The 15,593-nt window shown below is 45.9% G+C and carries 10 protein-coding genes; 5 read left to right on the top strand and 5 right to left on the bottom strand.

Features of this window, described 5'->3' with window-relative positions:
• Positions 1-16: 16 nt before the first annotated feature.
• Together AB6E85_RS01845 and AB6E85_RS01840 are read right to left on the bottom strand one after the other, a co-directional pair.
• Complete coding sequence (locus AB6E85_RS01845) at positions 17-1,303, bottom strand: sigma-54-dependent transcriptional regulator (protein WP_372141241.1); 1,287 nt, start codon at positions 1,301-1,303, stop codon at positions 17-19.
• A 68-nt stretch (positions 1,304-1,371) separates the two neighbouring features.
• The gene (locus AB6E85_RS01840) at positions 1,372-3,294 is read right to left on the bottom strand and encodes an ATP-binding protein (protein WP_372141196.1); all 1,923 of its coding nucleotides are present in this window, start codon (positions 3,292-3,294) and stop codon (positions 1,372-1,374) included.
• A 167-nt stretch (positions 3,295-3,461) separates the two neighbouring features.
• Here AB6E85_RS01840 and pdxH point away from each other — a divergent pair, with 167 nt between their 5' ends.
• Entirely contained in the window at positions 3,462-4,097 is a 636-nt protein-coding gene (gene pdxH, locus AB6E85_RS01835) for a pyridoxamine 5'-phosphate oxidase (protein ID WP_017061203.1), read from the top strand.
• Positions 4,098-4,198: 101 nt separating this feature from the next.
• Here the strand turns inward: pdxH and AB6E85_RS01830 are convergent, their stop codons facing one another.
• The 3 genes from AB6E85_RS01830 to AB6E85_RS01820 all read right to left on the bottom strand — a co-directional run bounded on the left by AB6E85_RS01830 (position 4,199) and on the right by AB6E85_RS01820 (position 8,522).
• Entirely contained in the window at positions 4,199-4,981 is a 783-nt protein-coding gene (locus AB6E85_RS01830; RefSeq protein ID WP_032547136.1) for a helix-turn-helix transcriptional regulator, read from the bottom strand.
• 364 nt (positions 4,982-5,345) lie between these two features.
• Entirely contained in the window at positions 5,346-7,175 is a 1,830-nt protein-coding gene (locus tag AB6E85_RS01825) for an SUMF1/EgtB/PvdO family nonheme iron enzyme (protein WP_372141194.1), read from the bottom strand.
• 243 nt (positions 7,176-7,418) lie between these two features.
• Positions 7,419-8,522, bottom strand: coding sequence for a PEGA domain-containing protein (locus AB6E85_RS01820; RefSeq protein ID WP_372141192.1), 1,104 nt, complete (start codon positions 8,520-8,522; stop codon positions 7,419-7,421).
• A gap of 483 nt (positions 8,523-9,005) precedes the next feature.
• Between AB6E85_RS01820 and AB6E85_RS01815 the strand changes: the two genes are divergently transcribed.
• The 4 genes from AB6E85_RS01815 (at position 9,006) to putP (ending at position 15,541) form a co-directional block, all read left to right on the top strand.
• The gene (locus AB6E85_RS01815; RefSeq protein ID WP_019823315.1) at positions 9,006-9,830 is read left to right on the top strand and encodes an AraC family transcriptional regulator; all 825 of its coding nucleotides are present in this window, start codon (positions 9,006-9,008) and stop codon (positions 9,828-9,830) included.
• Between the two features lie 181 nt (positions 9,831-10,011).
• Positions 10,012-13,149 carry a bifunctional proline dehydrogenase/L-glutamate gamma-semialdehyde dehydrogenase PutA gene (putA, locus tag AB6E85_RS01810; RefSeq protein ID WP_372141190.1) on the top strand — a complete coding sequence of 1,046 codons (3,138 nt, stop codon included), beginning with the start codon at positions 10,012-10,014 and terminating at the stop codon, positions 13,147-13,149.
• Between the two features lie 11 nt (positions 13,150-13,160).
• A complete protein-coding gene (locus AB6E85_RS01805; protein WP_048614230.1) occupies positions 13,161-13,865 on the top strand; it encodes a 1-pyrroline-5-carboxylate dehydrogenase in 705 nt (234 codons plus the stop codon).
• A gap of 149 nt (positions 13,866-14,014) precedes the next feature.
• Positions 14,015-15,541 carry a sodium/proline symporter PutP gene (gene putP, locus AB6E85_RS01800; protein ID WP_170930181.1) on the top strand — a complete coding sequence of 509 codons (1,527 nt, stop codon included), beginning with the start codon at positions 14,015-14,017 and terminating at the stop codon, positions 15,539-15,541.
• The last annotated feature ends 52 nt before the right edge of the window (positions 15,542-15,593 follow it).

Raw genomic sequence — 15,593 nt, 5'->3', positions numbered from 1 at the left:
ATATATTTTTTAAGACCTATCGGTTCTTGAAATCCGTTTTATCGAGCTGGTGCTTTCTTAGTTTGTCATACAGTGTTTTTCGCGATACCTGCAGCTCTTGTTGTACTTCTTTTAAACGGCCTTGATGGCGATGTAGCGCCTCAATCAAAATAATTTGTTCAAAGCTATCGGTGCGTTGGTTTAACGACTGTTGTTGATCTTCAATGCTCATATCGAGTTCATTTTGCTCATTAGTATCTCTGTCGAGCGACGGCTGCTTAATTTGAGTCAGCACTCTGAGTTCGGCATGTTGGCGAAGCTGACGAATGTTCTCCGTCCAATGCGTTGCAATGAGTCGCTGAATCTCTTTTTCTGTAATGATGGGTGGCGGCAGTTGATAGCGACTGGCTGCACCACGAGCAAAGTGTTTGAACAAAGAGCCAATATCTTCCGTTCTTTGCGCCAAGGGTAGTAAATTAAACCGGCGCAGTTCACCTACAATTGTAGTAGGAACTACTGTAGTTGCGATAATGATACAAGTTGCATTGGTCTTGCATGAGTTTTCACGAAGTAGAGTGGGTTTTAGGTTCGCTAACCAAAGCCATTGATCCTGAGTTAATGCTTCTGTCTCATGGATATAGAGTGTTCCACCTCGGTGCTTCAAGAACAGTTGCAAAACAAACTGATGGAATGTCGCTTCGTCACCGCGTGGCAAATTAAACGCAGCGACAGGGCAAAGCTCTGCGGTTTGATGACTGTGTAAATCATGGGTGTATTGTGCAGTGACCCTTTTCCCCGTCCCTAAATCACCAACAAACAATAGAAGTGGATTGGTTTTGGTATCTAGGGTGATCAACTCTCGGCGCAATGCCTGCATCGATGGAGATTGACCAATCAGTTTTGGGCCAACCTGATTTTGCATTGCCAACTCTTTACGCAATAGGTTGTTCTCTTCAACCAGTGCGAGCTTATCCGCGGCTTTTTTAACGGCAGTGAGTAGGGCATCGACCACAAATGGCTTTTCCAGAAAATCGTAAGCGCCGGCTTTCATTGCGGATACCGCTGTTTGCACGTCACCATGCCCAGTCAGCACGATGACCTGAAAATGAGGATTTTGGCTCAGTAACTTTTGCGTCAATTGAATGCCATCCATCACCGGCATGTGAATATCGGTGATGACAATTCCGGCTTGCGTGGTATCTATTTTTTTTAATGCCTCAATAGCATTGGGAAAGCAGACGATATCGATGCCTTCAATGAGCATGGCTTGTTCTACGGAGTCTCGAATGGCGGGTTCATCGTCGACAAAATAGAGTTTAGGCATAGAGTGCAAAAGTCGAGTCCTTAGCAGTATGTGAGATTTGTTTTCTAATCAGCGATAATAACGGCGTGTTAGCCCTTATCGTTATATAACGGGATGCTTAGCGAGAATACCATGCCTGAAGGCTCTAACCGGTTCGCGCTGATCGTGCCGTGATACGCTTCAATAATCCGTTTCGATATTGAAAGCCCTAGCCCTAAACCTTCCGGTTTGGTAGTAAAAAACGGGTCGAACAGCTGTTCTAGTTTGTCATCCGGCATGCCAATTCCGTTATCCCAAATGATCAGCTGACATGAGTTGTGATGCAGTTGCCATTCGATGCCTATCTGTGGGCTAGCCTGTTGGTCAACGCTTTCCAGGTTTTGTTGCTCCTGCAAGATTTTCTGTTCAAGAACTTGTTGTTGCAGCGCTTGAGTCGCGTTGTGAATCAGGTTCACTAGTACTTGTTCGAGTTCGGTTGGATGAATCGCAATATTGATGTCATCTGGCACCGTGCTTAGCCTTAGCGTAATGCCTTGCTTGATCATCAGCGCACTGAGAATGCTGGTGGCGTTATTGACCGCTTGATGCAGGTTCGCCACATGATGCTCTTGTTTAGTGACCTTGCGAGTAAAGACTTTGAGTCGTGCGATTATGTCGGTAATGGTGTTGTTGAGGCCAATCATTTTCTCAAGATTGCTTTTCACCAAATCGGTTCGTTCCATTTCCAGTAGCTTTAAGCTGTTTTCACTGTAGGTTCGTAGTGCTGCTAGTGGTTGGTTGATTTCGTGATTAATGCTGGCTGACAGCTCACCGAGTACCGCTAATTTTGCGGTTTGTGTCAGCTCTTGTTCTGTCTGTTTCAACTTCGACTGCGACTCTTGGTATTGAAAAAGGGTTTGTTGTAGCTGTTGATTGGATTGCTTTAAGTAGTGAGTGCGTTTATCAACGGTTTGCTCTAGGTTTTGGTTGAGTCGGGTCAACGCCACTTTCGCGAGATAAGTCTGGCGCCACGACCAAGCGATGAGCATCACCAAGCTGTAAATCACCACGAAGATGACATCGATCTGAAAGATTTTAATAAGTTCAGCTCTGGTCTCTTTTAGGGCGACAACTTGGTACTGGTTGTTGCTGACCGTTGCAGGGTAAAGATTAAAAGCACCAAGCTTGAATAACTGGTTGGCGGTGAGCTCTTTTCGGATTTCATTGGATTTAAGGTTATTAGATTGATTGGCGTTGCTAGCTTCTGACTGAGAGCTTGAAGAACGAAAGGTTTCGATGATCGAAATTTCGCTTTGACCGTATTGGCGTTGAAGTGCGATATCCGTTTGTTGTTGCTGCGTTAGTGGCAACAATGAATGGTAAAGCCACGGAGCTTGGCTTGATAGAAAGACCACTTGGTTAGAGTCGAGTACTACGATCTCAAAATCGTCGCTGGTCAGGATGTTTTCGAGATTCTCTAAACTCACTTTTACGGTGATAACGCCAACAATTTCCTTGTCGATATACAGAGGTGAAGATAGAAAATAACCTCGTACGTTCGAGCGAGCGCCTAGCGCGACATATTGTGTGTTGTTACCTTGTATGGCAGAAGCAAAGTAGGGACGAAACGAGAAGTTCTCACCTACAAAGGTACGAGGCTTTTGGTAATTACTGGAAGCGACCACAGTACCGCTCGGGTCGTGAATATAGATGGTGTCGGCCTGGCTTTGATTCGACCATTCAAACAGCAATTGATTGAGCTGTGCAGCGGAAATCTTGTCTGCTTGTGGTGATGAGTCAAAATAAGAGAGCAAGCGCGGGTCATGGCTGAGCAAATCTGGGATTTGTTTGAATTTATCCAGTTCAGAATCGATTTGTAGATTGGCTTTATTCGCCGCTTCATCGAGTTGTTGAGTGACGATTTTTTCTTGGAATTGCACTGCCATAAAGTGGGTTGCAGTCAGCCCTGCAGCTCCCAATAACAATGAGAATAAAACAAAGGGCGTCATTAGGTTAGGCAGTATTTTGGTCACTCGGATCTCTGCTTGTCATCGGTTTGTATAAAGATTATCAATATGATGGAGAGAGTACCGAGATCTTGTTAACACAGAGCACCTTCTGTGAGACAAAACCATGGCTTAGACTTGTGTTTCAAAGGATTACGGCGCAAAATCACAAAAAAATTAAAAGGAGCAACCAAATGGAACTGACAGATATTCGTCGCGAATACGCTAAGGGTGGATTGAGACGTAAAGACTTGGCCGCAGACCCGATTGAGCAATTCAATCTATGGCTAGAGCAAGCCATTGAAGCGAAGTTGACGGACCCTACTGCCATGACAGTTGCTACGGTTGATGAAAATGGTCAGCCATTCCAACGAATTGTTCTGCTGAAGAATGTTGATAAAGACGGGTTCGTTTTTTACACCAATTTAGGTAGCCGTAAAGCGCACCAGCTTGAGCACAACAGCAAAATCAGTTTGCACTTCCCTTGGCATCCACTTGAGCGACAAGTTCATATTACGGGCACGGCTGAAAAGCTGACCGCTATGGAAAATATGAAGTACTTCTCGTCACGTCCAAAAGAGAGCCAATTGGCCGCGATTGCAAGTAAGCAGAGTAGCCGCATCTCAGCACGTGGGATTTTAGAAGGTAAATATCTAGAGCTTAAACAGAAGTTTGCCAAAGGAGAGATTCCTGTGCCTTCTTTCTGGGGCGGCTTCCGTGTGCGTGTGGATAGCATTGAGTTCTGGCAGGGTGGTGAACACCGTTTGCACGACCGTTTCTTGTTCTCTCGCCAAGACAATAGTTGGGATATTGATCGCCTAGCACCTTAGGCTGCTTGATCACTTAGCTGTTAACAGATCCAAAAATGCCGTTGATTAGACTTATCAAATTAACGGCATTTTTTTGTCTGCATTTTCAGTTGAACAGTCAATCAGTCACTGTGTAGAACAACAGAGATCTGTTTTTTGAGCAGAGTTTCTGGGATCACTGAGCCCAATCCTGAATCCAACGCATACTCAATCAATTGGCTTTTACTGCGTGCATCGAATTTCTGTTTCAATCTGGCGACATGACCTTCGACCGTTTTGATTGAAATGTTTAACGTCGACGCGATGTACTGTGGTTTCTTGCCGAAAAGCAGTAAGAACAGCACCTCTGATTCTCTCGAAGTCAGCCGCTTTTGCAGTTTAGACACACGCGGCTCTGACCCCGCAAGCGATGCCTGATCGCCTTTTGTTCCTGTGGCCTGACAAACCCAATGACCAACCTCTAAGATCGCGGTATCGGTAAGCTCTTGGCCATAGAAGATGGTGCCTTGGACGTTGTCGTCATCATCAAGCCAAGGGGTTTTGGTAAAGATATGGGCGTGCCAGCGTCCGTCTGGATAGGGGTGAATATCGAGGATCTTAAGGGTACTGCGTGTATCCATCACATGTTTGTCTTGAGCTCTGAAATCTTGTGCGCACTCAGTGGTTTGACTGGGCATGTCGAAGTCGGTCAAGCCAGTACAAGTCTCATTGGGTTTTAAGCCAATCAATTGGTTGTAAGCAAGGTTGGCGTACACGAAGACCGAGTCAGTATCTTTGCAGCCCCAGCAGCCTGGAAGTTGTTCGAATAAAGAACGATGTATGGAGTTGAGTGGATCTGGCAAGGTTTTATCTCGTAAGCTGAGGTATGGCAATGATATCAGTTTCTTATAGCGCTGCAATGGCAATTAGAGTACGAAAAATAAGGGGTGACTGACAGTTGAACGGACTGCTGTTTAACTGTGTCAATCACGGAGAATCGATGGGCATAAAGGGTGATAATCAGGCAAAAAAAAGCCAGCCTGAAGAGGGGCTGGCTAAAGACAAGATATGCCTTGTCGACATGTAGAAGATTTTCAGTCTAATTTACGAGGGTCAGGTAAATTAAACTGAGGCATCAATTTGATACCCAGAGTGACTTACTACTCTATCGACGAATCTACTCCTAGGAGTGCTTATGCATAAGGGGGGAATTCCCCTATAAATGCTGCTCAATGTGATAATTGAGAACCTAGAGTAAATATTTGGCATTCTGAGCCTGTGACAGGGAGCCTACAGCTCTCGTACTACTCGGAATCCTAGATAGTTCGCTGCCGTTGAAGGCGGTACGTACAGTTCGTTGAACACCTTTGCCTCTTCAGGAGAGAAGCTCCACGCGCCACCCTTCGCTAAGCCTTTCTGAACGGTTGTCCATTCCCATACATTACCCACCATGTCGTAGAAGCCTGTTGGCGTTGGTAGGAATGACTTAACTGGAGATGTGCTAACGTTTGACCAAGGTGTACCTGCCCAACCTGTGTTGGCTTTGCCTGAACGGAATTCATTGCCCCACCAGAAGTTGGTGTCTTGGCCTGCTCTTGCTGCAGCTTCCCACTCTTGTGGCGTTGGCAAACGGTAAGTAAAGCCTGTGTTTTTAGATAACCAACGAGTATAAGCTTTGGCATCATTTTGGCTAACACAAACGACCGGTGAGTTATCAGCTTGCTTAAAGCCTGGGTTCTGCCAGTCTTTATCTGAAACGGTTGTGATCTCTGCATTGACGAACGTATCGCAGGTGTTCATCAGCTCAGCGTCTGTTTGGTAGCCTGTGTTTTTTACGAATGCTTTGAAGTCTTGAACACGGGTTGGTGTTGCGGCTAATGCAAACGGCTGTTTGATCGTCACTTGTTGTGCGTTATTTTCACCCAGTAGGTAGCGACCCGAGCCGACGACAATCATTTCAGGGCTCTGAATGTCGTTACCCATCGGATCAGCAAACTTGGTGCCGACATTCAATGAATTTTGTTTGGCTTGCAATACGGCTCGTAGGTTGTGATCGCGGGCTATCTTCAGCTCTTGATGGAAAGAAAGGTAGCCTTCTTTTTCGATCGTGACCATGTGTTGGCCTGTCGGTAACATCACTTCAACCGGTGTACTGCCATAGTTTACGCCGTTGATAGAGACATTGTCGTTGTATTGATTTGAACGAACCACCAAGTTAACCCAAGCGACTTCTTTTTGCTGGTCGTTGGCTTGTTGCTCGCTTTGAGAGAAACAGTTTGATGACTGAATACCAAGTAGGCGACAAGGGGTGTTCTTATCTGGACGAGTTTCTAGGTTCGCCGCAATCACCGCTCGGTAACGGTTATCTTCAGAGAAGCCAGAGGATTTCACTTTGTGTTGCAGAACGTGAATGTTCAGCGAAGCAGACGCAAGGTGCTCTTTCACTGTTTTCGATTCAGTCGCGTTGTCCACTAGGCTATGCTGGAACTGTTTTACCGCTTTTTGAAGTGCCAATGTCACCGTTTGGTCTGAACATTGCGCCAGTGTCATATCGCTGCTGCAACGGTTGGTAAAGCTAACGGTTTGCTCTTCCGTCTGAGTGATCTCGTTTCTTAGTCGCTCAGCTCTTGCCCTTAGCTTGTCTTGGTTCAGGTTTGCGATTGAAGCTTCTGCCGCGGCTTTCTCAGCTTGAATAGCCTCAAGCTCCATCACTAAGCCTTGCTGCTTCTGTTCTGAGTCTGAAATCGCAAGCTTGCCCTCTTTTACGGTTTTCCAAGCGTCTTGGAAGCGGTTTTGAGCAAGCGAGATATCGAAATCGGGCTCATCAATCATGCGCGTGTAATCTTGCTCTAGGCTGGCTTTCGCCTTTGCGAGTGTTTGCTCTACTTGAGCTGATAACTCAGCTAGACGTGCCGTTTGCTGCGCCTGATTGTCGACTTCATTTTGTTTGTCAGCCAATTTCTTCTCAACAGCCGTTAAGTCGGCATGCTTTTCGAAAAGTGAGCTTTCAATGTCGGTGACAGATGACGCGATCGCTGGTGGTGTTGCCTCAGCAAAAACAGCTGGCGTCATTAAGCAGGGAGCAAGTGCAAATAATAGAGTAGGAAGACCTTGGCGCATGATGGGCTACTTCAATCGTAATTTAGGTTAATCGAATATTCTAAACGAGAACGCCATTTCGTCTGCAGCTATTGTTTATAACGATAAAATAAGGTTATAACGACCATACAAGTTTGTAACGATCATACAGTTTATAACTATCAACAAAATGGCGAGTGTTCATTCAGCTTTGTGAAATAGGCACGGCTATCTGATATAGAGCTAAGCGTTTTGAATTGGCTCAGCTCTATATAGAAAGGGTGTTTAGCTTTCTTTGCTAGGAAGAAGCTTAACCCAAATCGTGTCGCTACCGTTGATGGTAACTGTGCGGTTGTAAGACTCGTAACCTTGTTTTGAAATGGTTACTTGGTGACGACCACTTGGTAGCGCAACCTCAAGAGGGGTGCTGCCATACTTAATGCCGTTGATGGTTACTGAGTCGTTGTACTGATCAGAACGTACCGTCACGTTAGCCCACTGTTTGTCACTCTTCTTAACGACTGCTGCGTCACTGCCTGTTAAACAGTAGCGAGTCGAAACATTCAATAGGTTACATGCTGCCACTGCTTCAGGTTTTGCTTGAAGTTGAGCTTGCATCTGCATGAAGTAAGAGTTGTTACCAGAGAAGCCGCTCTTGATCGCTTGGCTGTCTTGAACATGGATATTCAGCTGAACACCTTGTAAGTTTTGCTTCGCTAGTGTGCTTTCTGTGAGCTGCTCAAGTAATTGGCTCTTGAACGTTTGTACGGCTTTTTGATTGGTCAGGTATTTACCCTGAGCAGTACACTCACCCAGTGTCATTGTTGATGAACATGTGGTGGTGTAGCTGGTTTCAAGTACCGCACTTTCACGCAGTTCTGTTGCGATACGTTTTACGCGAGCTTCAACTTTTGATTCTCTCAAGTTTGCCAGCTCATTATTCAGGCGAGCTTGCTTTTGCTTGATTTGAGAAAGATGAATTTCGCTCTCGTTGATCGTTTGTTCGTTATCTAGTTGAGACGATTGGTTCTCTTTAACCGCAGACCAAGCGTCTTGGTAACTTTTCTGGAAAGAGACTAAATCCGTTTCTGGATCTTCAAGCAAGCGACTGTACTGCTTGTCGAGTACAGACTTGGCTCTGTTACGTTTTGCCTTAAGTTCTTCACCTTCGCGTAACAACTTGCTGTTCTTGTTTTGAAGTTGTTTTAGGTTTTCAGTCGCCGATACTTTGGTTGCTGAAATACGCTCAATATCTGAGTTTTTCTCTGTTAGCTTTGCATCGATAGCTGAAACGGGATCGACTTGATTCAGTTCTTCAGCGGATACCGATGCAGATACCCAAAGTGGGGATAGCGCAAGTAAAAGCGCTGAAATTCGAAAGTTAGTCATAGGTCCCTGCAACTTGTAGATTGAAAATTGGCTCGTTAATAAAGTGTCTACTTCCTAGTTGTGAGTCACTAGTTATTAGCAATTAACACAGTACCCGTCTTTATACCGTTTTATTGCTATCCAATCTACTCAAAAGCCAAGTTTCGGTACTTCGGATACACTTTTTACAGGTTTAGAGCCAATTATTTGAGCTATATAAGAAAATTTATTCATTATGTTGGCGTGAAGAAGCATTTATTGACCACATGGTTTTTCGTGCTTGTGTGATTGCTGGTGAAGCCCCTAAACTCGCCGGAACGATTGGTTTTACAATGCCCGTAGTTTGTACACTCTTGATCATCTTTCCGGAGGCATGATCAAGACGATCGCGGTAATGATCTTCTGTTTAAGGCGAGGAAATGACTCTCATGATCATTTACAAATTCATCTTATGCGGATTTCAGAGTATTATTCTTACTATGTCGATCTGAGTATTTTGCTGTCATGCCAAAACCTTTACCCTTTCCAAACCTAGACTTGTCCCCGCTAGGCCTTACTGGCCCTCGCCCTGCGGAGATCATTACTTTGCCTTCGCATATGGATTGTCACGATCACCATTATTCGCAGGTCGTGATTGGTTTAAAAGGTCAGGCAGAATTTGAAGTTTGCGGTAAGGGTAATCTTATTGGGCCGGGTCAAGGTTGTGTGGTAACAGCGAGCTCTGATCATGCTTTCGGTGGGGTGGTCGGTCAGTCGGATATCCTAGTGCTCAACATGCCTGTGCCAACCGATGATGACCCTCTAATGTTAGAGAAGATTAACCAGTTAGAATCATCGAACGTCTACTTTCAATTAGACGCGCAAATTCAAAAGCTTATCCATATGTTGGTGCAAGAAATGCAGGCGAGCCCGGATGATCTATTGTTAAGCCGTGCCTGTAATGACACGGTGATCGCTCTGATGCAAAGGCACATCTCGGCATTTGAAACCTCAATTAAAGACTCGCGTTTTGATCTTGAAGCACTGGATCGCTACATCGAACAACACCTCGCGAATAAGATCTCTGTCGCTCAGCTTGCGGGCAGCGTATTCTTGGGCGAAAGCCAGTTCCATATGCTGTTCAAAGAGCAAATGGGCATTACCCCTCACCAATATGTTCTTGGTAAGCGTATCGACCGTTCTCGCCGTTTAATTGAACAAGGTAATCTTAGCCTTGGCCAGGTCGCTGAGCTGGCGGGTTTCTCCGGTCAATCCTCTTTTACTCACACCTTTTCACGCCTTCAAGGCATGTCTCCATCCCAATACAAAAAGAAAATTTCTGTTAAATAGTGAAACAAAACGGCATATTATTTTAAAGTTTCATATGTGACGTTGTGTTTGTTTTGTTAATAAAGCGAGTTTTTAGCAAAAAACTCGGAGTTTTTGACAAGTAATCCTTATATACTCTAAATACACTGCAGCCATTGTAGAGATCCCGGGCTAATTCCGGGTGTGAGATTAAGGAAAACGCATGTTTACAGCTACTGATGTGTTAAAGCCAGAATTCAATGAGCAGTCGCTTACTGATCTATGGTCGCTTATCTCACCATTATATATGGTGGATGAAACCCAATGGCTAGAGCAACTTCTGCCACTAGCTACCCCTTCTGAGTCAGAAAAGCAGCAAATTTCAGAGAAAACGACCTCATTGATCGAAGCTATCCGTGCGGATAAGGCTTCTATCCAGATGATCGATGCACTGTTGCTTGAATACAGCTTAGATACTCAAGAGGGCATCTTGCTGATGTGTCTGGCGGAAGCCTTGATGCGTATTCCTGATTCAGCAACGGCTGATGCATTGATTCGCGACAAACTCAGCGTTGCGGATTGGAAATCTCACCTAAAGAATTCTGACTCAGTGTTTGTTAACGCATCCACTTGGGGATTAATGCTAACGGGTAAGGTAGTTGGGCTTTCATCTAAAGAGCAGAGTGCAGGTCAAGCGGTTAACCGCTTAGTGAACAAGCTTTCTGAGCCGGTAATTCGTAAAGCGATGCACCAAGCAATGAAGGTCATGGGTCACCAATTCGTTCTTGGCCGCAGCATTGCTGAAGCGCAAAAGAACGGTAAGTCTATGCGTGATAAAGGTTTTACCTACTCATACGACATGCTAGGTGAAGCGGCACTGACCACTGCTGACGCAAACAAATACTTCAAAGATTACCTAATGGCGATCGAAGCCGTAGGTCGAGATACGTATGTCTCTTCAAAATCGAGCCCAGCACCATCGGTATCTATCAAGCTTTCTGCGCTTCACCCACGTTATGAAGTGGCGAACGAAGACCGCGTATTGACGGAACTTTGCGATACGTTAGAGCAGCTATTGCGCCGCGCAGTAGAGCTTGATGTTGCAATTACGATTGATGCTGAAGAAGCGGATCGCCTAGAGCTTTCTCTTAAATTATTCGAAAAACTGTACCGCACTGACCTTGTAAAAGGGTGGGGTAAATTTGGTCTGGTAATTCAAGCTTACTCAAAGCGTGCACTTCCTGTTCTGGTTTGGCTAAACCGCCTAGCGAAAGAGCAGGGTGATTTGATCCCGCTTCGCTTGGTGAAAGGCGCGTACTGGGACAGCGAAATCAAATGGTCGCAACAAGCGGGCTTTACTGATTACCCAGTTTACACACGTAAAGAAGCGACAGACGTAGCTTACCTTGCGTGTGCACGTTACCTATTGAGCCCAAGTGTTCGTGGCAATATCTTCCCGCAGTTTGCGAGCCACAATGCTCACACGGTTTCTGCTATTGCAGTAATGACCGAGCATAAAGACTTTGAATTCCAACGCTTACACGGCATGGGTGATTCTCTTTACAACCATGCGATGGAAGCTTACCAACAGTCAGTACGTATTTACGCACCGGTTGGTAGCCATAAAGACTTACTGCCATACCTAGTACGTCGCTTGCTAGAAAACGGCGCAAACAGCTCGTTTGTACACCGTCTAGTTGATGCACGTTGCCCAGTGGCAGAGCTGACTCAACACCCTGTCGATATGCTTCTGGCATTCGATACATTGAACAACACTAAGATTCCTCTGCCTCCAGCGGTATTCCCTGAGCGTAAGAACTCATACGGTGTGAACATTGATATCGAAAGCGAAGCGCATCAGTTTGAAGAGCAAGTAAAAGGCTTCTTAAACAATCAATGGACTGCTGGCCCTGTGATCAACGGTGAATCTCTTGCCGAAAGCATGATCAAGGCTGATCAGAACGTTGAACAGGTGACTGCACCTTATGATCGTCGTATTAATGTGGGTCAGGTGGCTTTTGCTAACCTTGATCATGTTTCCGCAGCGATCACTGGCGCAGATGCTGCATTCGCTGATTGGAACGCAACTTCGGTTGAAACCAAAGCGGCGGCACTTGATAAGTTAGCTGACCTGATGGAAGACAACCTAGCTGAGCTGGTGGCGATTTGTCATCAAGAAGCGGGTAAGACGATTCACGATAGTGTTGATGAAGTGCGTGAAGCGGTCGACTTCTGTCGTTACTACGCAAAACAAGCAGATAACCTACAAGGTTTCGAACTAAAAGGTTTTGATGGCCAAACGCGAATCGCTTCTCGACAAGGTCGTGGTGTGTTCGTTTGTATTAGCCCTTGGAACTTCCCTCTAGCGATCTTCCTTGGCCAAATTACAGCAGCTTTGGTTGCGGGTAATACGGTTGTGGCTAAGCCTGCCGAGCAAACAAGCTTGATTGCAGCTCGCGCCGTTGAACTGATGAATGAAGCGGGTTTCCCTGCTGGCACGATTCAGTTACTACCGGGTCGTGGCGCTGAGATCGGCAGTGCACTCACCAGCCATGATGCAATTGCTGGCGTTGCCTTTACGGGTTCAACACCAACAGCACAACGTATCAACGTGTCATTGGCGAGTCGTAACGCTAAGCCTGTTCCGTTTATCGCGGAAACCGGTGGTCAGAATGCGATGATCGTCGACAGTACGGCACTGCCTGAACAGGTAGTTCGTGATGTTATTCGTTCGGCATTCGCTTCAGCAGGTCAACGTTGTTCTGCACTGCGTGTGCTTTACATCCAAGAAGACATCGCAGACCGTGTGATTGCATTGATTCACGGTGCAATGGACGAGCTGAGTGTTGGCATTCCACATCTTCATAAAACCGATGTCGGCCCTGTTATCGACCAAAACGCGAAACAGAAGTTGTTGGCCCACTTAGAAAACATGACCAATACCCAGAAGAAGGTGGCTCAACTTTCTCTAGGTACGGATTGTGAACATGGTGACTTTGTTCCACCAAGTGCGTTTGAAATCGATGACATCAGCTGCTTGAAAGAAGAACAGTTTGGCCCTGTGCTTCACATCGTTCGCTTCAAAGCGAGTGAGTTGACACAAGTAGTAGACCAAATTAACCAAACCGGTTTTGGTCTAACTATGGGTATCCACAGCCGTAACGAAACAACTTACCGTTGGATCGAGAAACACATTCGTGTGGGTAACTGCTACATCAACCGTGACCAAGTGGGCGCTGTTGTTGGTGTTCAACCATTTGGCGGTCAAGGTTTGTCGGGTACTGGCCCTAAAGCGGGTGGTCCTCACTACCTATACCGCTTTACTGATGTTCATTTTTCTCAATCACAAGACAAGGCATAAGGAGCAGTATCATGGTTCATCAAGTGACAGGTTTTTCTGATGCTTTGTTAGCGTGGGAACAATGGAATCTTACCGACTTTGATCATAAGAGTGCTCAGGTACTTTCATTTAAGTCAGAGATCGAAAGCCAATCTGCGCCTTTGGCTGCGGTGGCGACTTATCATCTAGAGCAAGCATCAGCGCTGCTTTCTGAACATCACTTAATGGCGGGTCCTACGGGCGAAACCAACGAGTTGTATGCCGCTGGCCGCGGTGTGGCTTTGGTGATTGTTGATGATTGCGAAGAGAAGCTGCCGGCACTGCAAACCGCAACAGCAATGATTACTGCAGCATTATTGGCAGGTAACAGCGTTCAATTGTGCAGTGATGACGTGCAGTTCAACACCTTAATTGCTGATGCTGCAAAACAAGCGAATCTACCAACCAACTTAGTACAGGTTTCATCGTACGACGCTGCTCAACAGCTGCTGTCTTGCGATGTGCGAAGTGCAGGTTACGTGGGTAATTCACAAACGGCACAAGCTATCAATTTACAGCTTGCTAAGCGTGACGGTGCAATCGTCGGTTTAGTGGCTGAAACGGATCTGGCGACAATGAATGTTGCTAATGATCCACACCTATCGCTGCGCTTCATTACCGAGCGTACGCGAACTATAAATATAACAGCCGTGGGCGGTAACGCGACCTTGCTCGAACTTGGAAGCGAAGCTCACTAACCTTCAGTAAAATTGGCTCTAAGCACTTTTGGTTTCTCCATTGTTGGTTTTTTCCATTTTTGGATTTAACTCTGAGTGCTTTAGAGCCTGAATACCTAACTCAATGCACTTGCTTGCCTTTTAGGTGAGTGTCTTGCATTGAATTAGGCATGGAAGGCTTTCTACAAAATGAGGACTATCAAATGATAGAAAACAGTTTTGCAATAACGACGACGTTCATTGCGTATCTAATTATGATGCTAGCGATCGGTGTTATTGCTTACAAACGTACATCTAACTCAACTGACTACTTCCTAGGTGGTCGTTCGTTAGGCCCATGGCCTGCTGCACTTTCTGCTGGTGCATCAGACATGAGTGGTTGGTTGCTACTTGGCCTGCCTGGTTACGCTTACGCTGCTGGCTTTGAGGCATTCTGGCTTGCTGGTGGCCTACTGGTTGGTACTTGGGCAAACTGGTTAATCAGTGCTAAACGCCTACGTACTTACAGTATTACAACTGAATCACTGACGCTGCCTGAGTTCCTATCTCGTCGCTTCAACGATAACTCTAAGCTGATCCAAACAATTTCTGCTTTCTTTATCCTTTTATTCTTCCTTTTCTACACAAGCTCAGGCTTGGTAGCAGGTGGTAAATTGTTTGAAACGGTATTCGGCCTAGATTATACAACGGCGGTAATTATCGGTACCGTATGTGTGGTTTCGTACACCCTGTTTGGTGGTTTCCTAGCGGTATCTTGGACTGACTTGGTTCAAGGCCTACTAATGTCTGCTGCGCTATTGATTGTACCAATCGCAGCAATGAACGGCGGCCTTGGCCAGTTATCTACTGACCTTCATAACATCAACCCAGAGCTACTCACGCTATGGAATGATGCGAAAGGTGAGCCTCTTTCTGCTATCGCGATCATCTCGCTAGCAGCATGGGGTCTAGGTTACTTCGGTCAGCCACATATCCTTGCTCGTTTCAAAGCAACGCGTAGCAATAAAGACCTAACAACCGCGCGTCGTATCGCTGTGGTATGGACTGCACTGTCTATGATTGGTGCAATGCTGGTTGGTCTTGTTGGTCTTATCTACGTAACTAACTCTGGTGCACCTAAGCTAGACGATGGCGAGAAGATCTTCATGCTTCTTGTGAACGCGATGTTCCACCCAGTAATCGCAGGTATCCTACTGGCGGCAATCCTAGCAGCAATCATGAGTACTGCGGATTCACAACTTCTTGTTTCTTCATCTGCAATGGCAGAAGATCTGTATAAGCAAGTTCTGAAGAAAGACGCTACGTCAGAAGAGATTGTTCGTGTAGGCCGTTTCGCGGTTATCCTAATCTCTCTGATTGCACTTGTACTAGCGATGACGCCAGACAGTTCAGTACTTGGCCTTGTGTCTTACGCATGGGCTGGTTTTGGTGCTGCATTCGGCCCAGCTATCGTATTGAGCCTGTATTGGTCTCGTATGAACCGTAACGGCGCTCTAGCGGGTATCGTAGTTGGTGGTGTGACGATTGTACTTTGGAAACAGTTCACGGGCGGTTGGTTCGATGTGTACGAAATCGTACCGGGAATCATCCTATCGACTCTTTCTATCGTTATCGTGAGTCTAATTACGGGCGAGCCTGAAGACGAAGTTAAGAAGCAACACGCTGAGTTCGAGAAGAACCTCGTTGAGCTAGACTAATTTACATTGTAAAACAGATGTGAATTAGCAAAGAACATGAGCTAAAAATAAT

This window comes from Vibrio sp. 10N.247.311.51 (assembly GCF_041467855.1).
GTDB classification, from domain to species: domain Bacteria; phylum Pseudomonadota; class Gammaproteobacteria; order Enterobacterales; family Vibrionaceae; genus Vibrio; species Vibrio coralliirubri.
Note: the sequence above shows the minus strand (reverse complement) of the source record. Positions and strands in the feature narration are given on the sequence as shown.

Bases quoted from the DNA above. Each gene is read 5' to 3' on its own strand.
- AB6E85_RS01805 (WP_048614230.1), top strand. From the start codon at position 13,161: ATGGTTCATCAAGTGACAGGTTTTTCTGATGCTTTGTTAGCGTGGGAA.
- AB6E85_RS01820 (WP_372141192.1), bottom strand. From the start codon at position 8,522: ATGACTAACTTTCGAATTTCAGCGCTTTTACTTGCGCTATCCCCACTT.
- AB6E85_RS01825 (WP_372141194.1), bottom strand. From the start codon at position 7,175: ATGCGCCAAGGTCTTCCTACTCTATTATTTGCACTTGCTCCCTGCTTA.
- putA (WP_372141190.1), top strand. From the start codon at position 10,012: ATGTTTACAGCTACTGATGTGTTAAAGCCAGAATTCAATGAGCAGTCG.
- pdxH (WP_017061203.1), top strand. From the start codon at position 3,462: ATGGAACTGACAGATATTCGTCGCGAATACGCTAAGGGTGGATTGAGA.
- AB6E85_RS01845 (WP_372141241.1), bottom strand. From the start codon at position 1,303: ATGCCTAAACTCTATTTTGTCGACGATGAACCCGCCATTCGAGACTCC.
- putP (WP_170930181.1), top strand. From the start codon at position 14,015: ATGGAAGGCTTTCTACAAAATGAGGACTATCAAATGATAGAAAACAGT.
- AB6E85_RS01815 (WP_019823315.1), top strand. From the start codon at position 9,006: ATGCCAAAACCTTTACCCTTTCCAAACCTAGACTTGTCCCCGCTAGGC.